This window comes from Micromonospora craniellae (genome assembly GCF_014764405.1).
Classification (GTDB): Bacteria; Actinomycetota; Actinomycetes; order Mycobacteriales; family Micromonosporaceae; genus Micromonospora; species Micromonospora craniellae.
Window position 1 is genome coordinate 1627268 of record NZ_CP061725.1, and the last position, 19040, is coordinate 1646307.

18 protein-coding genes and 1 tRNA gene are annotated in these 19040 nt (G+C 67.6%); 12 read left to right on the plus strand and 7 right to left on the minus strand.

All coding sequences use genetic code 11. The features are described from left to right. Window positions 1-172: 172 nt before the first annotated feature. Both ID554_RS07355 and ID554_RS07360 read right to left on the minus strand, forming a co-directional pair. Window positions 173-907 carry a PIG-L deacetylase family protein gene (locus ID554_RS07355; RefSeq protein WP_158573855.1) on the minus strand — a complete coding sequence of 245 codons (735 nt, stop codon included), beginning with the start codon at window positions 905-907 and terminating at the stop codon, window positions 173-175. Window positions 908-919: 12 nt separating this feature from the next. Further along, on the minus strand, window positions 920-2152 hold the full coding sequence (locus ID554_RS07360) for a DegT/DnrJ/EryC1/StrS family aminotransferase (protein ID WP_117230909.1): 1233 nt from the start codon (window positions 2150-2152) through the stop codon (window positions 920-922). A gap of 445 nt (window positions 2153-2597) precedes the next feature. Here ID554_RS07360 and ID554_RS07365 point away from each other — a divergent pair, with 445 nt between their 5' ends. The 10 genes from ID554_RS07365 to ID554_RS07410 all read left to right on the plus strand — a co-directional run bounded on the left by ID554_RS07365 (window position 2598) and on the right by ID554_RS07410 (window position 12193). Further along, window positions 2598-3359, plus strand: a complete 762-nt coding sequence (locus tag ID554_RS07365) for a hypothetical protein (RefSeq protein WP_117230910.1) — start codon at window positions 2598-2600, stop codon at window positions 3357-3359. Further along, window positions 3356-4228, plus strand: a complete 873-nt coding sequence (locus ID554_RS07370; protein ID WP_117230911.1) for an HIT family protein — start codon at window positions 3356-3358, stop codon at window positions 4226-4228. The genes ID554_RS07365 and ID554_RS07370 overlap by 4 nt, the downstream gene beginning before the upstream one ends. Continuing rightward, a complete protein-coding gene (locus ID554_RS07375) occupies window positions 4225-4818 on the plus strand; it encodes a D-glycero-alpha-D-manno-heptose-1,7-bisphosphate 7-phosphatase (protein ID WP_117230912.1) in 594 nt (197 codons plus the stop codon). Before ID554_RS07370 ends, ID554_RS07375 begins: the two co-directional genes overlap by 4 nt. A gap of 47 nt (window positions 4819-4865) precedes the next feature. Beyond that, a complete protein-coding gene (locus ID554_RS07380) occupies window positions 4866-5861 on the plus strand; it encodes a GHMP family kinase ATP-binding protein (protein ID WP_191088744.1) in 996 nt (331 codons plus the stop codon). Then, complete coding sequence (locus ID554_RS07385) at window positions 5854-6516, plus strand: histidine phosphatase family protein (RefSeq protein ID WP_117230914.1); 663 nt, start codon at window positions 5854-5856, stop codon at window positions 6514-6516. The genes ID554_RS07380 and ID554_RS07385 overlap by 8 nt, the downstream gene beginning before the upstream one ends. Before the next feature lie 13 nt (window positions 6517-6529). Then, window positions 6530-7663 carry a hypothetical protein gene (locus ID554_RS07390; RefSeq protein ID WP_117230915.1) on the plus strand — a complete coding sequence of 378 codons (1134 nt, stop codon included), beginning with the start codon at window positions 6530-6532 and terminating at the stop codon, window positions 7661-7663. After that, window positions 7660-8439 (plus strand): class I SAM-dependent methyltransferase, encoded by a 780-nt coding sequence (locus tag ID554_RS07395; protein WP_117230916.1) that lies wholly within the window; start codon window positions 7660-7662, stop codon window positions 8437-8439. Before ID554_RS07390 ends, ID554_RS07395 begins: the two co-directional genes overlap by 4 nt. Continuing rightward, window positions 8436-9935, plus strand: coding sequence for an aminoglycoside phosphotransferase family protein (locus tag ID554_RS31445; protein WP_223884472.1), 1500 nt, complete (start codon window positions 8436-8438; stop codon window positions 9933-9935). Before ID554_RS07395 ends, ID554_RS31445 begins: the two co-directional genes overlap by 4 nt. 3 nt (window positions 9936-9938) lie before the next feature. Continuing rightward, a complete protein-coding gene (locus ID554_RS07405; protein WP_117230917.1) occupies window positions 9939-11153 on the plus strand; it encodes a glycosyltransferase family 4 protein in 1215 nt (404 codons plus the stop codon). Between the two features lie 302 nt (window positions 11154-11455). Beyond that, the gene (locus tag ID554_RS07410; protein WP_117230918.1) at window positions 11456-12193 is read left to right on the plus strand and encodes an FkbM family methyltransferase; all 738 of its coding nucleotides are present in this window, start codon (window positions 11456-11458) and stop codon (window positions 12191-12193) included. Here ID554_RS07410 and ID554_RS07415 read toward each other — a convergent pair. Together ID554_RS07415 and ID554_RS07420 are read right to left on the minus strand one after the other, a co-directional pair. Continuing rightward, window positions 12185-12400 (minus strand): transposase, encoded by a 216-nt coding sequence (locus tag ID554_RS07415; RefSeq protein ID WP_191088745.1) that lies wholly within the window; start codon window positions 12398-12400, stop codon window positions 12185-12187. The genes ID554_RS07410 and ID554_RS07415 overlap by 9 nt on opposite strands. Window positions 12401-13593: 1193 nt before the next feature. Next, window positions 13594-13662 (minus strand) — tRNA-Ala (locus tag ID554_RS07420). Between the two features lie 441 nt (window positions 13663-14103). Here ID554_RS07420 and ID554_RS07425 point away from each other — a divergent pair. After that, window positions 14104-14562: a hypothetical protein gene (locus ID554_RS07425; protein ID WP_147333594.1), complete on the plus strand. Its 459-nt coding sequence runs from the start codon at window positions 14104-14106 to the stop codon at window positions 14560-14562. Between the two features lie 384 nt (window positions 14563-14946). Here ID554_RS07425 and ID554_RS07430 read toward each other — a convergent pair whose 3' ends face one another. Beyond that, complete coding sequence (locus tag ID554_RS07430; protein ID WP_191088608.1) at window positions 14947-16194, minus strand: IS4 family transposase; 1248 nt, start codon at window positions 16192-16194, stop codon at window positions 14947-14949. 89 nt (window positions 16195-16283) lie between these two features. Between ID554_RS07430 and ID554_RS07435 the strand changes: the two genes are divergently transcribed. Beyond that, the gene (locus ID554_RS07435; RefSeq protein ID WP_223884632.1) at window positions 16284-17213 is read left to right on the plus strand and encodes a protein kinase domain-containing protein; all 930 of its coding nucleotides are present in this window, start codon (window positions 16284-16286) and stop codon (window positions 17211-17213) included. Between the two features lie 765 nt (window positions 17214-17978). Here the strand turns inward: ID554_RS07435 and ID554_RS07440 are convergent. Together ID554_RS07440 and ID554_RS07445 are read right to left on the minus strand one after the other, a co-directional pair. After that, on the minus strand, window positions 17979-18431 hold the full coding sequence (locus ID554_RS07440; RefSeq protein WP_199489327.1) for a hypothetical protein: 453 nt from the start codon (window positions 18429-18431) through the stop codon (window positions 17979-17981). Further along, on the minus strand, window positions 18424-19032 hold the full coding sequence (locus ID554_RS07445) for a hypothetical protein (RefSeq protein ID WP_147333660.1): 609 nt from the start codon (window positions 19030-19032) through the stop codon (window positions 18424-18426). The genes ID554_RS07440 and ID554_RS07445 overlap by 8 nt, the downstream gene beginning before the upstream one ends. Window positions 19033-19040 lie beyond the last annotated feature (8 nt).

Sequence of the window (19040 nt, forward strand, 5' to 3'; positions counted from 1 at the left end):
GCGACCGCCTCGCCAATCCCGGCGACTATCGAGGCCGACGCCCGGTAGTACGGTTCGACACGTGACCAGAGTGAAGGGCTGACACCCGCCTCGGGGTCGTGCGCGGCGGCCGCGGCCAAGACAGCCAGGCGGGCAACTGCGTCCGGGTTCACTGGTGCTCGCGGAGCCGTGCTCATTTCGCCACGGCAGGGGCAGTCACCGTGCAGACGAACCAGCCTTCGGTGGCGAGCAGCCCGTCCACGCACGTCAGGGTGGGATGGTAGCGACCGAGCCCGGCCAGCTGGGAGGCGTGCTCGCGGACAACTGCGATCTTCGCCGCCGTGGCGGCGGGGGTGAGACGGCGCAGCTGCAGCTCACTCAGCGCTACTCCGTCTGGCAGGCTGGCGAACGCATCGGCCCAGCGCAGCGTGCCGGTGCGCTCCTCGTCCAGCGTCGCCCAGCCAAGGGCACCCGCGTAAGGGTTGTCGGCATACAGCAACAGCCGCGGAATGGCCAGACGCTGGGCGGCCAGCAGGACGGCTTCCCGGGTGGCGAGGTGGTCTTCGTGGATGCCGATGCCGGTCGGCGCCCAGATTTCCTCCGCCTCGGTCAGATACGGCTCGATCGCCGTGGCGACCGCCTCGATGTCCTTCGGCCCCGAGTATGGAAAGTCGGCGAAGGGCAGGTGGACCGGCGTGGCACCGGCCGCAGCGCAGGCCCGCTCGTCCTCCTGCTGGCGACGGGTCGCCGCCTGGTGGCCGTCGATGAAGCCGCAGCGCCAGTCCCAGCTGGAGGGCGGAGTACCCGGGCCGGGCGATCCACCGCAGACTGTCAGCACGGTGGTCGCGGCGCTGCCGCTCAGCAGGGTGTCGCCGCAGGACAGCACCGCGTCGTCGAAGTGCGGGGAAACGATCAGCCTTTTCGACATGCTCATCCTTTCTCAGCTCGACGCGGCGGTGAGGCGTGCCGCGTCTTGTCTGATGTCCGCGCACAACTCAGCCAGGCGCAGCACGGTGTCGCGCTCGGCGAGCAGTACCCGGTGATGGATCCAGACGGTGGTGCCGGGGACCGCCTCCGCGACGGGCGCGGTGGCGATGGTGAAGCCGTCGCGCAGGCTGCGCCGGGTCGGCGCAAAGCGCCGCTGGGCGAACACGTCGAGCGTGGTCAGCGACGGGTACGGCTGCACCACCGGGACGCCATGCGCGGAGAGCAGATCGCGGAACGTCTCGCACGGCATGCCCGCGAACTCGTCGCTGCGGTAGTGGACGACGAACGCGTAGTACCCCTGGCTGTCCAGCCGTTCGTCGCGTGTCTGCGCGGTCAGCCCTGGGACTTGGGTAAGGGCGCGGGCGAGGGCCAGACCGTTGGCGTTACGGGTCGCGCACTGCTGCGGGTACCGGTCAAGTTGGGCGGCGAGAACGGCACCCTGCCACTCAGTCATGCGGCTGTTCGTGCCGATCGAGGGATGATGGTAGGTCGTACCGATCGCGTCCCGGCCGCCGTTGGCGTAACCCCAGGCCGCCTGAGCCAGCGCCTGGTCGTTGGTGACCAGGACACCGCCCTCGCCTGCCGTCATCAGCTTGGACTGCTGGAAGGAGAAGCTGCCGAACGCGCCGAAGGAGCCCAGGCCGCGGCCACGCCAGCGACTGCCGTGTGCGTGCGCGCAGTCCTCGACCAGAGCCAGGGAGCGCAGCTCACAGAGGGCGACCAGCCCGTCGATGTCGCCGGCCGCGCCAGCGAGGTGCACCACGATCACGGCTCGGGTGCGCTCGGTCACGGCCCCGTCCACGAGGTCGGCACGCAGGCAGAGTGAGCCCGGGTCGACGTCGACGATCACCGGTACGGCACCCACCCGCAGCACGGCGCTGGCGGTGGCGACGAACGTGAGCGCCGGAACGATAACCTCGTCGCCCTCACCGACGCCGAGTGCGATCAACGCCGCCTCGAGCGTGGTGGTGCCATTGGACAGCGGCACGCCGTGGGCGGCGTCGTGGTAGCGGGCGAAGGCTGCGGCGAAGTCCCGCGTCTGGCGGGCTCGACTGCCCGCCCAAGCGCCTGATCCCAACGCAGCGATCAGATTATTCTGCTCGGCGGTGGTCCATGCCGGCCACTCTGGAAACGCGTCCGCCGCGAACGCGGGGACAGGTGGGCGGACCGGCGGCGAGGCGGTCATGCGCCGCCTCCACCACGTGTTTCGAGCCGGAATGTGGCCACCGAAGCACGCGCAGCCAAAAGTCTTCGGTCAAGCATTGAATTATTCCCCCGTGCGATGCGACGCTTGCCGGACATGGATAGCCCGAAAGCACCCGGAACATTAAAGCCGTTTGGTCTGCATAACCACGCGCATTGGACGCATGACAATAGGCGCCAGTGGCGCATTCCACCGGAAGGGCAACCACGCTAGCCACCGCATGCCGGTCGCCAGCTCCCCCTTTTGGGAGCGCTCCAAATACGCTATCAAGGCGCATGACCACCGTCAAGGTGTATTGCTACGCATTGACATCCGTTCAGCCCTTGCCTAGCATCTTCGGCGCAGGCAACGGGGGTCTGCCACCACTCTCATAGGTATGGCCGCGCCCTCCGAATTATGTTTCTGCGGATGAGGGGGGATTGTGCGCATGCCTCCACTGGTGATGCACCTGCGCTCCCTCGACGGTCACGACGTCGCTGGTGATGTCGACCTCGAGGCACTCAACAAGGCCGCAGCAGCGCGTCTCTGGAACATCGTGCCGTTGTTGCACGCCCAGGCCGACCCGGTCGGGCCGATCCTGAACACGTACGTCGAAGCCCGCGACGAGGGCCGTCTCGGCAACGTCAGCGGTATCGCTGTGCACACCGACCGGCCCTGCGACCTCGCCACACCGCACGCTCCCATCTACGTGTACGTGACGGGTCCGGCCGCGACACCCGGCGCACTCCTGGCGGCGCGACGCCGGTACGGCCTGGTCATGGTGGACGACTCCGACACCGACCTGGCAAACCTCGACGGCCCGATCGACGGCCTGGCACCGCTCCTCGTTCGGCACACCGGCACGGTGCCGGTCGACGGGTTCGCCGCAGCGGCGCGCGACAGCGCATTGACCCTGTGCGTCGATCTCACCGGGCCACCCGCCCGCTGGCTGCCGGTCATCCGGCTCGCCGGGCCGGAGCGCGTCGTCGGCCTGGCCGAGCAGCCTGAGGGAACGCTTGGCCTCTCCGCAGGCGGCGATCTCCCGGCACTTGGCGGCTGGGAGTTGCCGGCGGGGAACGGCGTCACCGCGGCGATCACACGGCTGCGACTGGCCGGCTTCACCGAGGACGACATCGAGGAGGTGCTCTGCGGCACCGCAGAACGCGCCATGGCCGAAACCACTCCGCAGGCGATCCGGTCGACCGCATGATCGAGCAGTCCGTCCAGACGCATCCACGGCTGGCCCGCGACGACTGGTCCGGCCGCCTGGTCTACATCGCCCCAGCACGATCGGCACGACCGGTCGTCAACGGGGACGGTTGCCCGTTCTGTGCCGGTGGCGACGAGGCTCCGCACCCCTTCGTGTCGCCGTACGCATTCGCCAACCGGTGGCCCGCGATCGCCGGACGGTGCGAGGTGATCGTGCACAGCGACGACCACGACGACTTCGGCACCATGTCGCCGGACCGGATCCACCGGGTCGTCGACCTGTGGGCCGAACGCAGCGCGGGGATCGGCTCCCTGCCCGACGTCTCCTGCGTGCTCGTCTTCGAAAACCGCGGTGCCGAGGCGGGTGCGACGGTGGCGCATCCGCACAGCCAGCTCTTCGGCCTGCCGATCCGGCCGGTCCACTGGGTGTCCGGCGACCATGAGCGCTGCCCCGGGTGCACCTCTAGCGATCCAGGGCTGACGGTGCAGGAGTCGGCGCACTGCCGCGTCGAGGTGCCGCAGGCGCCGCTGGCACCGTTCACCGTACGAATCGTGACGCGGCGCCATGTCAACGACCTGGCCGGCCTGCAGCCGGTGGAACGCGCCAGCCTGGCGCACGCGCTCGCCACAGCGGTACGCGCGCTCGACGGTCTCGTCGCCCGGCCGATGCCGTACCACCTCTGGGTTCAACAGGAGCTCCGGCCGGGCGCGACCGCGCACCTCGCCGTCCACCTGGTCGGCCTGCTCCGTTCACCGTCTCGGCTGCTCAACCTGGGTGCCGCCGAGACGGCGACCGGCTTGCGATTCACCCCGATCGACCCATACCACGTCGCGGCGCAGGTCCGCGCCGTCATGAAGCAGGCCCGATGAACCCGTTGCGCCCAGTCCGCATCGACCACGCCGCAGCCGGCGGGCCGGCCGCGGCGTTCCTGGACCGCGACGGCGTCGTCATCGCCAACCGGCCGACGTACGTGCGGAGCGTGGCCGACGTGGAGTTCCTGCCCGGCGTGGGTCCCGCACTGCGCCGCCTCAACAAGGCCGGGCACGCCCTATTGCTGATCACCAATCAGGCGGTAATCGGCAAGAACCTCATCACCCTGGAGCAGGCTCTGGAAGTTCACCAGTACATCACCGACCACCTAGCCCGGCAAGGAGTCTCGCTCACCGCCTCCTACCTGTGCCCGCACGTCGGGCCGGACCGTTGCGGATGCCGCAAGCCGGAACCGGGGATGCTCCTGCGCGCCACCCGTGACCTGTCGCTCGACCCCGCCCGTTCCGTCATGATCGGGGACGCCTGCAGCGACCTCGAGGCGGGACGGCGCGCCGGGGTCGACACCGTGCTCCTACTGACCGGACGAGGACGTGACGAGGTGACCCGCCTCAGCTATCCGGCGACCGTCGTGGACGACCTACCCGCTGCCGTATCCATGCTGTTGGGTCGCCGGGGTGCCGTCCGGTGACCGGCCGGACGGAGGCCCCGGCCCTCGCCGTGCTGAGCCGGGCACCCATGCGGGTCTCGCTCGCTGGTGGCGGAACCGACCTGCCCAGCTACGCCGGACAGTTCGGAGGCCGCGTCCTCACCATGGCGATCGACCGCTTCGTTACCGTCGCGCTGCAAGCCCGCAGCTTCAACGGGTCGGTCACCGCCGCGTTCGAGGAGACGCAGGTGACAGCCCGTGTCTCGGACCTGCACAACGCGATCGCGCGCGTCGCGCTCACCCGACACGGCATCCACGAGAACCTGCAGGTCGCGTCGTTCACCGACGCGCCGAGCGGCCTCGGACTCGGCAGTTCGGCCGCGTTCGGTGTCGCCTTGCTCGCCGCACTCGCCACAGCCGAGGGCCGGACGACGGACCGGACACAACTGGCCGAGGAGGCCGGCGACCTCGAACGCATCGATCTGGGTCGCCCGGTCGGCAAGCAGGACCACTACGCTGCGGCGTTGGGCGGCGTGCTGACGCTCGAGATCGCGCGATCCGGAAGAGTACGGCCGTCGCCAGTGGTGGTGCCGCAGCCGACGATGGACTACCTGTGCCACCGCCTGCTTGCCTTCTACGCCGGCCAGCGGCGTGATGCCGGAGCGGTGCTGACGGCGCAGGCCCAGAGCGTCTCCCGCGGCGACCACCGCACGATCAGCCGGATGCACGCGCTCGCCAAGCTCGTCGCCCCGATGCACGCCGCCATCACCGAGGGCAAAGTAGACGACATCGGACCACTGCTCGACCAGCAGTGGCAGATCAAACGTGAGCTCAGTCCACACGTGAGCACCCCAACCGTGGACCGGCTCTACCGACTCGCGCGTGAGCACGGCGCCGACGGTGGCCGGCTGCTCGGTGCGGGCGGTGGCGGCTGCCTGCTGCTCAGTGTGCAGGCCGGCGAACAGGCGCCGCTGCGTGCTGTCCTGACGGCGGCCGGCGCTCACGAGATTCCGTTCGTTCCGTTCACCGCCGGGGCTGACGCGACAGCCTTACCACTGACCACGAGGGAGCACCGCCGTGCTTGACAAGATTCTCTTCGCCAGGCATGGGGAAACCGCGGACAACGCGATCAACCGGCTGTCCACCTCGCCACCGGGCCCACCGCTGAACGACAACGGTGTCGCCCAGGGCCGCGAGCTGGCGGAGATGCTGGCCAGCATCGACATCGTGGCCGTGCACACGACGCCGCTGGTACGCGCGCAGCAGACCGCCCAGATGGTGGCCGCTGAGCGGCCCGGCGTACCGATCGTGGTAGACGCCGACCTACGGGAGTTCTCGGTCGGTGAGATCGAGGGACGCGACTACAACGAGGTGTTCGACCAGATCGACCGGACCTGGCATGCGTGGACCGTCGAGGGCCGGCTGGACGCCGCCACCGCCCCAGGCGGGGAGACCGCCCTGCAGGTGCTGCAGCGGTCCATCCCCGCCGTGCAACGGATGGCCCAGGCATACGACGGCGGAACGGGCCTCGTGGTGGCACACAGCGGCATCCTCCAACTGCTCATCCCGGCCATCTGCGAGAACCTGCCGTACGGCTACGGATACGAGAACTGGTTGCGCAACTGCCAGATCGTCGCCGTCGCCGTGCACCCAAACCGCTACACCTGTGTGGACTGGGCGGGCGTACAGCCCCCCGACGGTCCGGTCGCCAAGGATCCCCTCGCCGTCACGGCGCAGTAGGCGGTCGCTGGCCATGTCCGCCCGTACGATGCTGTCCGCAGCCGTCATGGCGCACCCCAGACGGTCGGTCGCGGTGGCCCGGCTGCGCCAGCAGCTGCCCGGTCTCAACGTTGCGCTGGACCCGCGGCCCGACGGTCCGCCGACCAGCGTGCGCTCGGCCGCCATCGCCTGGGGCGCCGTCGCCCCCGACGCCACCCACCACCTGGTGCTGGAGGACGACGCGCTGCCGTGTACCGACCTGCTCGACGGCTGTACCGCGCTGGCGCGGCGGTTTCCGGCCGCCGCCGTCGCTCTGTTCGTCAACGACAGTGCCCGCACCGCTGCTGTGGCACGCATGGCGGTCTGGTCCGGGCGGGACGTGGCGCCGGTCATCGACATCTACGTGCCGACGCAAGGTCTGATCCTGCCGGCCGAGACCGCCCGCGGCCTGGCCGCTTTCCTCAGCGCGCACGACGATCTGGCCGAGGCGGGCGACATCGCTACTCTCCGGTACCTCTGCGCGGAAGGGATCGCGGTACTCGTCGCTGTGCCGAACCTGGTCGACCACGACGACCTCAGCAGCATCATCGGCAACGACGACCACGGCCGGCGGGGTTCGGCCTGCTATCTCGGCCACCGCAGCGACGCCGGCACCTGCCGGCAGCTCGAGCTCCCGGAGCTCATCCCTTATCTGTCGGAGAGCACCACTCGCTCGATCCTCACCAGCACGCCCGCAGCGGACCGGTCGTTTCGCGGGCGCACCGCCGACCTGTTGGCCGTCCGGCCTCTCCCGAACGACCTGGCTCGCCGAAGCGAGGCGGCGGGCCTGCCACCGGCCGTGCCCGGCAGGCCAGTGTACGAACTATGGGTCACCGCTGTCGCGAGCGGAATGTTGCTCACCGGCGGCGGACACTGCGGACCCGACGAGGTACGCCGGCACGCGGCCACGCCAGCCGGGCGGGCTGCCGCTGCTTCGATGGCGCCAGGCGGTCTCGGTCGCAGCGTTCCGAGGTCACTCCTGGCGAACGAGGCTGGTCTGCTCACCGACATCGTCCTGCACGGAGTCACCGTGGGCGCGGACGCCGGCGTCACCCGTCGGTGGCCCACGGCCTCCGACCTGCTGTCCACCGTGGCACCGCAACGCAGAGAGGCAGCGGCACCCCGATGATCGACGGTCAGTACAAGGATCCCCGCACCCTTCCCCACGAGTCCGAACAGGAGCGGGCCGCCCGAACCGGCCTCACCGAGCTGATGCTCGGATCGCCCATCCCCCCCGACTACCTTCTCGACAGCCTCAGCCTGTACATGCGCCGCCATCAGCTGGTCGACCTGCTGTCGATGGACGCGCTCTATCGGATGAGCATGAGGGTGCCCGGCGTCGTCATGGAGTTCGGCGTGTTCCACGGCCGTCATCTCGCCACCTTCACCGCCTTGCGCAGCATCTACGAACCATACAATTCGACTCGCCGGATCATCGGGTTCGACACCTTCACCGGGTTTCCGGACCTCGCCGACCTCGACCGGGTCAGCCCAAGCGCCAGCCTCGGACGGTTCGCGACCCCGGCTGGCTACGCCGGCCACCTGCGCGACGTCCTGGCCACGCACGAGTCCCTGGACCCGCTCGCGCACATCCAGCGGACCATGGTCATCGAAGGCGACGTGCGGGAGACCCTGCCTGCGTACCTGAGCGAGAACCCGCAGACGATCGTCTCGCTCGCCTACTTCGACCTCGACATCTACGAGCCGACCCGCAAGGCATTGGACGCGATCGAGCCCTACCTCACGGACGGCAGCATCCTGGCATTTGACGAGATCGCCCACCCGAAGTGGCCCGGCGAGACGCGAGCTCTCCGGGAAAGCATCGGCGTCAAGGGCCTGGAGCTGCGCATGCTCGACGTCCAGGGACGCGAAGCGCCCATCGCTTACGCGCGATGGACGCGATGAGTACGAGCCGCCGATGGCCGGTCGGCGGTCAGATCATGCTGCGTCACTCGATCGGTGAACGTACCTGGGCGCTGGTCCCGGTCACCGTGCTACGCGACACGGCCGAGGCGACACTGCTGAGGATCAGTGCGGGATCCCTCTACCTGGCACCGCACGACGACCACGGCCGCTTGCTTCGGCTCGGGACCGACCGATGGACGCTCGCGCCCCGGGCCTGGACCACCCATGACATCCACTATCTGCTCCCCCGTGACCGGTGGTTCGCCCTCGGCCTGCTGCTCCACGCCGGCACGGCGGAGGCGGTGAGCTGGTATCTGAACTTCCAGAACCCGCCCGTCCACCGCCCCTGGGGCATCGACACCCTCGACCTCGAGCTCGACATGGTCGCCCCGGCCGGTCGCCACGGCCAGCTCCGTTGGAGCTTGAAGGACGCCGCCCGATTCAGGTACCTGGCCGGCAGCGGGTTCTTCAGCAAGGAGCAGATGCGGCACACTGTCGCCGCAGTACGCGAACTGCGCGGGTCGGGCACGCTACGGGACGAACGCGCCGACATGTTGCGGTCCGCGGGCCGGCACGGCCCGCCGGCCGACATGGCCACGGCCGCCGCGTTCTGCGGCGCGCTGCCACCCGATCTCGCCCTGCGGGATCTCCCGGCACCCGCTTCACCCCACCTCAAAGTACGGTCGGCGACAGCCGACCCCGTCCTGTTGAGAGGCGAGCAACGCATGACTGAACAGCAGGAATTTCGTGGCGGAGTGAACGTCGTGCGCCGCCACGGCGACGTCGTCCACCGGCCAGCGTCACCGGCAGCGCCGGCGATCCACCGGCTCCTGCGGCACCTTCACGACCACGGGTTCCACGGCGCGCCGCAGCCACGTGGCTTCGACAGCGAGGGCAACGAGATACTCACGTTCCTCGACGGCGAGGTACCCGACGTGCTCACGCCTGAGCTGCGTACGCCCGAGTTCCTCGCCACCGCGGCTGCACTGCTGCGCGGCCTTCACGACGCGAGCGTCACGTTCCGGCCGCGCCCCGACGACCCCTGGATCTTCCCGGTCCGACAGCCGGCCGAGGTCATGTGCCACGGTGACGTCGCCCAGTACAACAGTGTCGTCAAGGACGGCCTGGCAGTCGGTTTCATCGACTTCGACGCGGCCCACCCCGGACCGCGCATCTGGGACGTCGCCTACGCCGTCTACCGGTTCGCGCCATTGCAGGGGCCGGACAACCCGGAGAGCTTCGGCACACCGCAGGAGCAGGGACGCCGGGCCGCCGAGTTCTGCCGCGCATACGGGCCGGAAGTGGGCGCCGAGGTCGTCGACGTCGTCCCGGACCGGCTGCAGGCGCTCATCGACTTCATGCGCGACCAGGCCGGCCAGGGCAACGAGGCGTTCCAGCAGCACATCGCGCAGGGGCACACCGATCTGTACGAGGCGGACATCCGCTACGTACGGGCGCACCGCGACATGCTGCGCGCCGCCTTCACGGAGGGCTAGACCGTGCCCCACGCGTTGCTGCTGGCCCCATGGTTCCCGCCCTGCCCCGGCGGCGCGGAACGATACGCCTACCGTCTGTACGAGCAGGCGGTACGGAACGGCTGGACGATCACCGTCGCCACCGACGGCCACACCCGGTCGCTACGCGAGGCGGTGCCCGCGCTTGAGGAGGGGGTGTATCGGCTCACCCGCTACAAGGAGCAGCTTTCCGACAACCGGCGGGTGACCTGGCGGTCCATGCAGTTCTCGGTCCTCGACGAGCTGCATGGTCTGCTAGACGGTCTCAGGCCGATCGACCTCGTGCACGCGAACAGCATCGAGACCGCCGTCCTTGGCCGGATCGTCGCCGACCATCACGACGTCCCGCTCGTCGTCACGATCCACGAGCATGCACCGCAGACCGAGACGTTCGGGCGCGGCCGGCTCCGGCTCGCCTTCCACCGGCTGGCGCCGGATGCGGTCATCGCACCCAGTTCGTTCTACTACGAGCGGGCACGCGCCCAGGGTGTGCCGCTTGACCGGGTCCACCTCATCCCACACGGTGTCGAGGTGCCACCAGTCGTGCCCGCCCGTCCATCGACCGGACATGGGCCGGCATGGGGACTGCCCGAGGACACCTGGGTCGCCGTGAGTGTCGGGCGAATCTACCGTCCCAAGGGAACACTGGAGCTGATCCGGGCAGCGGCGATCGCACGACGGCGGGCGCCGCAGCTACGCGTGGTGATCGTCGGCCCGGACGGCCCCTCCGAGTACGCGCGCGCCGCCCGCGAGGAGGCACGACGCCTGAATCTCGGCGAGGTGGTCCGGTTCGCCGGCCCACGGCGGCCGGAGGAGATGCCGGCGGTGCTATGGCAGGCCGATGCGATCGTCGCCCCCAGCCTGGCGGAGGGGTTCGGTCTGGCGGTGGCCGAAGGCATGGGCCTCGGCAAACCGGTTGTAGCCACGGCCGTCGGCGGGCTTGCCGACCTCGTCGCCGACGGCGTCAACGGCGAGGTCGTCACGCCGGGCGACCCGGAGTCACTCGCCGATGCGCTGACCCGGCTGGCCACGGACCCGGAACGCTGCGCCCGACTCGGTGCCGCGGCCCGGCGTTCAGTTCTCCGACGCCACCACGTGGCCACCATGGTCGCCGAAACCACGGCGCTTTACGCCAGCTTGGTCATGACCGCCCGACAGTCTCCGGCCACGGTGTCGACGCTATCCCACAACGGGCCTTGATTCATCAGCGGCGCCGGTATCCTTAGCCGGTGCCCTAAGGGCTATTCGAGACGCAAAGGAGTGGTGGCGTGACATAGTCGTTTTCGGGTGGCGGGATACGGTAAGGAGTTGGCATCGCGAGCCGATCTCCGTTCTCCAATCCAGCAAGAAGGTAATCGACAGCATACAAAGAGGTAACGATGACCCCCCCTACGCGAGTCGGCGCCACGAAGAGACAGTGCCTTACGGCAACGACGCGAAGTCGACCCACCCCCACGCAAGCCAATCCGCGAAGTTCGCACCTTTTCCGATAAGGATGACGCATGCCGGTATCGCGCTTCGTTCTCACCAGTGGTCTGCATCTATACGCTCAAAGCAGAAGCGAAGCCCAGTTCCAGTATGACGAGATTTTCGGTCACGACTGCTACAAGGTAGCCGGTTTGCGTCCGAACGCTGTCGTGGTGGATGTTGGCGCCAACATCGGCCTATACACGCTCTTTGTCAAACAGCACAACCCAGACGCCCACATTTATGCCTTCGAGCCGATCCCTGAGTCTGCCGAGGCGTTTGAGAAGAACATACTCCTACACGGACTGAGGGACGTCCGATTGACAAGGTGCGGCATCGGCGCCCAACCTGAACCCCGTGCCCCATTTACGTACTATCCGAACACCCCCGGCAATTCGACCCGATATCCCGAGCAAAAGCAGCTTCAGATTGACCTACTGACACATCGCCACCCGAGACTCGATTATCGGTCCGAGTATCGCGCAGAAATCGTATCTGCGCCGATTGAGCCACTATCCGCCGTCCTACCCAGTTCACCTGTAATTGACCTGCTCAAGGTCGACGCCGAAGGGGCCGAACTCGACATCCTCATCGGCGTCAAAGACCGAGACTGGCAACGAATCAAACGAGTCGTTCTCGAAGTTCAAGACGTCGATGGGCACCTTGCTAAGATCGCATCACTGCTCACCGATCGAGGCTATGTGGCCGAAGTCAGACCGAGCCCGATGATCGAACCCGAACTCCGGACCTTCTTGGTCACCGCGTCAAGGTAGCGTCGCGCCCACAACGTCGCGGGCAAATGCTGAACCGGTCGAACACCAGCTCAAGCAGTTATTTTCAACAGAGCTAAACCTGAGTTGTTGCCAACCGTCGACCGTCTCATGGATGCGCCTCTTGGCCACCAACTCGCCATGCTCGTCGACCAGCGTGATCTCGTGATGCCGTTCGGCCCAGTCGATTCCGCAGAACACCTTGCTCAAAGCTGCTCCCGTTCACTCGAACGCTTCATATCGACCTAGTCAAACCCCTGACAGGATCGCGCGGCACCCTAATAGCGAGGCTCGTGACTACCCTCCGATGAGCCGTTTCGCGATCCCAGCGACCACCACGATTCCCGTGCTGGTGTAGAGCTCGACGGCTCCCGGTGAGCGAGGGGTGCATCATGCTGGCGGGCTCGAACCACGAACAAGTAACCATCCTGACCTGCGTGAAGTGATCCGTCCCCACGGTGCCGATCGTGCTGGGCCTGTAGCGACCGTGCGGCGGCAATCGAAACAACTTCTGGGATGAACGGCCGCCGCCCGACCACCTGACGTGCACTCGGCAGGGCGTACCAAGCCTGGAAAGAGGCCTCACAGGACCGGAGTCTTTAGTAGGAATCGACCCGGCTTCGGCATAGTCCCGAGGTCAGCGGCGGCCGTTCGGGTTCTATTAGCCTCGATCGTTCACGGCTGATGTCGGGCGTTCCGGTCCCGCGTCTGCGATCGTTCATTGTCGATGCGATCGGGTTCGGGGTACGGTGGCAGGCCGTCTGTCGCGGCGATGGGCGTGGTCTCCTTGGGTCCTCCGGTCGTCGGGGCAGGGCTGAGCTGGTCAGCCAGGGGCGGGGATCGCCGCGATCCGGGTGAAAGCGGCGGTGATCTGGTTGGCCCAGGGCCAGGTCGATGGGATGCGTAGCCCGGCGACGTCGACCTTGACGCGCCCGGGCGCGCTAGCCGAGGGCCACCGGCGACCTGGCCCTCGACGAGACCCGCAACACCCGGATCGCCGACGACGTCGCCGCGGCCTGACCCGCGGCCGCAACCGTCTCGTCCTGACCCGACGGGTCGCCCAGGTTGAGGCACGCACCGCTCTGCTCGCCGCGACTTGCATCACGGCCCGCTACCCCGCCGCGCACCAAGCGGGTACGCCAGCACACCAGCGGGGCCGCATCTGACGGTACGAGCCAGCACCCCGGTACCACACTGTTTTTCGCCCCACATTCCGCCCCGGCAGCACCCGAACAGGCGGCGCAGTCGAAAGATTCCTGATCAGAGGCCGTTTCGGACGAAGTCTCAACATCGATCACCGAAGTGCAGTGTGGGGCGCTGGGTGACCAGCGCCGTGACCACAAGATCACAAGCAATCGGCGCCAATCGATGACTGACGCCGATTCACCTGCATAAACGCGAGGTGGAGCCGAGGGGACTCGAACCCCTGACCCCCACACTGCCAGTATGGTAACGATTCTGTCACGCCATCCCAGCCAGTGTCAGCACATGCGCTGAACAGGCAATATTCAGATCCACAGATCACATCTGATGCCATCGAGTATCGGCCGATGACGGCTTCTTGATCTTGGCCTGTGAGCATGTGTGTGAGCACAGAAAATGTGGGAGGCCGGATGCCATCCCGTCCGCCCCCACGCCGCCCACAAGCCTGCCCGTCACATTCATCGACAACTAGCAATTAAAGGTCGGCCCTGATCACAGGCGTGCTCACAGGCAGACGCGCTGGGTCCCACGAGGTTGCCCGTCAACGTGGTGCAGGAGATGCCCACGGATGCTGGTTGCCACCCAGAGACCTAGCGTTCTCAGCGTCAATTCAGAGTCCTCTAAGCTGTATCCGGGAGGTGACTGCCCGGCGTCACGGACGGGGCGGTTGCGTCCGAGCTGGGTGCGGCGGGCAAAGGTCAAGGAGGACGATGGCTACGCTCGGGGTTGCCTGCACATCGTCGTGTGCATACCTCGTGGTCGCGGACGGGGAATCCGTTCTGCAGGGCAAGCCGGAGCGGCTTGCGTTCCGCAACGGTTTGTCCGACGCCGACCGTCTGGTGGAGTTCGGCAAGGACGTCGCCCGCGCGCTGCGCGACGCCGGGGCGTCTGAGGTGGTAGTCCTGCGGGCCGTTTCCAACTACACGGACACGCACACCGGATGGACGGACCGCTTAGCGATGGAGACGTTGCTACGGCTGGAATGCGCGAAGGCAGGCGTGCCTTGCCGATACCTGTCGCAGCAGGCCGTGAAAGGCGCGCTCGGGCTGACCGGACGTGGTGGCTTGGCGAAGCTCGGCGAGGGCCGAATCGCCCGGAGCGGCAAGTACTGGGGCGATGGGCGGGGTATCGCCGCACTCGCTGCCGTCGCCGCGGAACAGCGGGCCTGACATGCTCCACGGCGATCGGCTTGACAAGCCGACCTATTCATTCCTTCAGACCCTGCCTGGTGGTGCAGTCGGCGAGGTCCGGCTTGTATGGCACAAGCCGCTGCAGCGGATGCTCGTGCAGAAGACCATCGACCTTCTCGGGCTCGAGGACGCCGTCGCCTACCGGGAGCCGAGACTCAATGCCATTAAGTTAAGGCGTCTGGGCAGGCCAGCCTGGGTATGGCGGGCCCGTCGTGGCGGGTGGTCCGGTCGGTGGGTCGTTTGACGCGGTAGGAGTTGTGGCGGGCGCGTTTGATGACGCGGGGGCAGCTGCGGTCGCGTCGGGGCGGGTTCGGCTGGTGGCGGATCTCGGTGAGGGCATCGTCGAGGGCGGTGGAAAGGTGCTCAGGGGGTAATGGCCGCCTGGTCGGTGACCTGGCGGCGTACGACGCGTAGGCCTTTGACGAACGACATGCGGTCGGGGTCGTAGCCGGCCGGGTCGGCGGCTTCCAGCAGCAGTGCGCGGATGGCGTAGTGGGCCAGCAGTAGTCCCCACATCTGCTGTTCGACCAGGTCAGGGACCTTCGATCGGAGGACTTCGCCGCGGCCGCGCAGGTCCGTCTTGATCTCGTTCAGAGTGGACTCTTCTTCCCAGCGCTGCTGGTAGGCACCCGCCAGTTCCATCGCGGGGACCTCGTGGTGGTCGGTGAGGGTGGTGACCACCACGATGAGTTCGCCGTCGGGGTTGCGGTCCGGGACGGTGTACTCGACCACCCTGACGAGGCGGGCGAGATCGGCCGGGATCTCCTGGCCGGTCCGGGCCTGCTCGACCAGCCTGGCCCGGCGTTGCGCGGACAACCCCGCCTTGAAGATCAGTGCCTGGTAGGAGCCGTCCGCGAGCCACCGCAGATGCCCGATGGACACGCTCGCGCCGACTCGCCAGGCAAGGTCCGCGCCGGTGGCGGCGAAGGAGTTGAACAGGTCGAAGGAGTACAGGCCCGCGTCGGCCAGGACCAGCATGCCCGGCCCGACCCGCCCGGCCAGATCCTTGATCAGGGTACGTTCCCCGGTGCGGCACGACCCGAGTACCGCCCCGACGATCGCGTGGCTGCCGCACTCGGCCAACGCCGCGATGTGCAGCTTCGGGTACGCCGACGCCTTCGGCCCCGACCCCATCCGGTCGAAGCGTTCCACGTTGGCCGGGGTGTCGGCCACGTCGAGGGTGGTCGCGTCGATCGCCATCAGCCGGCGCCGGGCCAGCCAGGCGCCCTTGGTGCCCGGTCCAGCCAAGGGCACGCACGCCCTGTCGAACAACATCTTCACCGGCTCGGCGCCCAGCCGCTGACGTGCCTGGGTGATCGCCGACGCCGTCGGGACCTGCCAGTCATCGTCCCAGGAACCAAGTCTGCGCAGGTTACCCACCAGCCGGCGCATCACCTCGTCAGAAGACTCGGCGCAGAACAACCCCATCGCGATCACGTAACGGATCATCACGTGCGCCGGCAGCCGCCGGACCCGCTTCTCACGCCGCCCGCTGCGGTTGAGTACCTCTTCCAGCAGATCCCGGTTGAACCGGGCCGACACCACCCCGAGCCCGATGTGATCGGTCAACCGGCCCTGCGGCCGCAGCGACTCCACCCCAGACGACGTCACGCCACGGCACGGTACCGGCCCGCCGACCCCTAGTCAGCTCACCGCGCTGACCAGCACTGATGCCTTAACTGAACGGCATTGAGCCGAGACTGCTCGACCGAGTCGAACACGATCACGTCGTCAAGATCCGTGACGCCCAGCCGGACCGCGATATCCAGCATGGTCTGACTCTCGTGATGGACTATCTGGCCGGCGGGAGCGTGCACAGCGCTCTGCAAGGCGGTCATCGTTTCGGGGTCCGCCGGGCGTTGGTACTGGTAGGGCACATTCTCGACGCACTCGACCATTTGCACGCCAAGCACGGATTCTTGCACCGCGACGTCAAGCCAGGAAACGTACTACTTGACGAAAGCCGGGAAACGGCTTATCTCGGCGATCTCGGCTCGGCTGCACCCCTGTCGGACGATGACAGGACTTGCGAGGCACACGGCGGAACCTTGCTCTACCGGCCGCCGGAGTACGGGACCGGCATCTTGGACGTGCGGTCGGACATCTACAGCCTCGGCGTGACCCTTCTGGAGATGCTCCGGGGGCCTTTCCCGTACGAAGAAATGGACCCCCTGCAGATGGAGGAACGGCTAGGGCGTGGACGTCGCGCCTTTCCGGATCGCTTCGCGGAGTTCCCGCCGTGCGTCAACGACCAGGTACGCCGCGCTGTGCGGGCGCTCGTCTCACAGAATCAGTCGTCCCGGCCTGCCTCGGCGATGGACGCACTCCGTCGGCTTCAGCAGTGCAAGACTATCGATTGGAAGGTAGGCGGGCCCCGCGATACCGCGCCCGACCAATGGGAGGGAGCTGGGTTACCTGGCCGCGACGGGAAGGTTCGTTCCTATCGCGTTGAGGTCGTGTCCTTGTCGGGCGGCCCCAACCGGGGGCGCTTCCGTGTGAGGTCTCTCTACCGAGACAGAGACGGCGGCAACTGGCGACGGCTGGTGCCTGACTCCGTGGCTGATCTCGGTGATCGGGAAGCTCTCGATCGCGCCTTCGCCGCAGCGGACAAAGACGCGTTCCAGCGCTGAACGGCCCAGAACAGAAGGTCTGCGTCGACCGGACGACGGCGCAGAAATTCACGCCGCGCGGAAGCGACTGACCCTGCGGCCAGTTCCCACCCTGCCGACGCACCGGACCCGACGGCTACCACCAGACCTTGCGATCTAAGCGAGCGTAGAGCCTGCTCCGTCCCCACGACCCGTACGCCTACGTGCGGGTCTGGCCGAGTTACGGCCCCGTCGAGCGGGTCGGCCAAGCCGGCCGCATCGGCTCGTTCGCGTAGCTCGAGCAGGGCACGATGTAAAGGCCACGCTGGGTCTACCAGGGCTCGAGTGACCGGGCCGCTGGCGAGTAGGGCGAAGATGACGCCGGCAAGACCGGTCGGCAGGGCTTCAGCCGGGAGATCGGACGTAGGTATCAGTCTGGGTTGAACCATGCCAATCCCTTCCGCCTCGTTACCCGCGGTCACTGACTAACACTTTGAGTTACTGCATCTAGGTACCAGCATGCAGTATCCGCGCCCCCGCCACCAGGTTCCCCCAACCCTGGGTCGCTGCCCAACGCGCGCAGCAGCGCCCGGCGCCGGTCTCGCGCCTGCTGCCGGGTGGTCACCAGCGTGCGCTTATACCCACCGCCTCTTCGACCTGTTCGACCTCGACCACTACGCACTCATCCGCTGACTACCAAGGTGGGTAATACACCACCACCCACGCCTCAGCCAGCGAAAACACCACCAGGATCAGATAGCGGCGGGACTCCCGCTAGGCTCCAACGGGCGCCGGACCGCCCGGAGCCTACAACTGGAAGACGGTGTCCGGATCGTCCATGGCTCGCCTAAGATCAGCGAGGTCGCCGATCTGGGCCAGCGGTGAGATCCGGGCCACTTCGACGATCCCGCCGACGAAGGTTTGCATCGCGGCTACGTCACCGGCTTCTCTGGCCTGCCGCAGGCCGTCGAACAGTACCTGGTTCTGCTCGCGTCGCTCGGCGAAGATGCGATCGAAGTAGTCGCGCAGCACCCGCTCGGACGCCTTGATTCGCTCGACTTCGGTCGCCCGGTATGTCCGCAGCCTCTCACGTTTGGTGCTCTCGATCTCGTGAATCTCGATCACCTCGCGGCTGACACTGATCAGCTGCTTCAGCGCGCTCAACGCATCCGCCGCGCTGATCCCCCGCGACGCGACGCTGTCGGTCCTCGATTCGACTGGCAGCGTGGTGCCGGTGAGGACCGTCTTGTCGTCAGGCATCCGATGTCTCCTTGCATGCGGTGCGGTACTTGAACACGAGCTTCTCGGTCTGGGGATCAAGATCGCCGTTCGCGTCGACGATGGGCGCGCGGCGCACCTCACCGACGGCGGCGGCCATCTTCAACGCTGCGTGCAGCCGCGTGTCGTGAGCGCCCCGGTCAAACGGCTCGGATTCGAGCAGGTCGAGCACAGCGGTCGCCTGCCCTGTCAGCCAGGTAAGTGTCTCGTCGAGCTCCTGTGCCCGTATGCCCACCCCGCGCAGAAGCTCGTCGTACAGGTCGAGGTCGGCCATGGCGGTAGCCACGTGGGTGTGGTGCCGGTCTGCGTCGGTGCGTGTCTGGGTGGCCTGCTTCACCGCTGCGACGCTGGCTGCGGCGACGATTGTCCCCGTGACGATCGCAATCCGGACCTTCGCACCGAGGTCTCGTCCGCCACCGCCGAGACTTTTTGGTCCTCCGCCGAGAAACGCGTCCTCGGCGGATCTCTGCGCGGCCCCGTACAGCTCCGAGATCGGTCTGCCGGTGCCGGCGCGGGCCAGCTGGGTGACCGCCTGGTGAATGAGTTTCGTGGTAGTGGTGCCGGCCCTGGCGGAACGTGTCAAGGGTTTGA

Coding starts and splice junctions, on each gene's coding strand:
- ID554_RS07355 (WP_158573855.1), bottom strand. CDS start 907: ATGTCGAAAAGGCTGATCGTTTCCCCGCACTTCGACGACGCGGTGCTG.
- ID554_RS07360 (WP_117230909.1), bottom strand. CDS start 2,152: ATGACCGCCTCGCCGCCGGTCCGCCCACCTGTCCCCGCGTTCGCGGCG.
- ID554_RS07365 (WP_117230910.1), top strand. CDS start 2,598: ATGCCTCCACTGGTGATGCACCTGCGCTCCCTCGACGGTCACGACGTC.
- ID554_RS07370 (WP_117230911.1), top strand. CDS start 3,356: ATGATCGAGCAGTCCGTCCAGACGCATCCACGGCTGGCCCGCGACGAC.
- ID554_RS07375 (WP_117230912.1), top strand. CDS start 4,225: ATGAACCCGTTGCGCCCAGTCCGCATCGACCACGCCGCAGCCGGCGGG.
- ID554_RS07380 (WP_191088744.1), top strand. CDS start 4,866: ATGCGGGTCTCGCTCGCTGGTGGCGGAACCGACCTGCCCAGCTACGCC.
- ID554_RS07390 (WP_117230915.1), top strand. CDS start 6,530: ATGTCCGCCCGTACGATGCTGTCCGCAGCCGTCATGGCGCACCCCAGA.
- ID554_RS07395 (WP_117230916.1), top strand. CDS start 7,660: ATGATCGACGGTCAGTACAAGGATCCCCGCACCCTTCCCCACGAGTCC.
- ID554_RS31445 (WP_223884472.1), top strand. CDS start 8,436: ATGAGTACGAGCCGCCGATGGCCGGTCGGCGGTCAGATCATGCTGCGT.
- ID554_RS07410 (WP_117230918.1), top strand. CDS start 11,456: ATGCCGGTATCGCGCTTCGTTCTCACCAGTGGTCTGCATCTATACGCT.
- ID554_RS07425 (WP_147333594.1), top strand. CDS start 14,104: ATGGCTACGCTCGGGGTTGCCTGCACATCGTCGTGTGCATACCTCGTG.
- ID554_RS07440 (WP_199489327.1), bottom strand. CDS start 18,431: ATGCCTGACGACAAGACGGTCCTCACCGGCACCACGCTGCCAGTCGAA.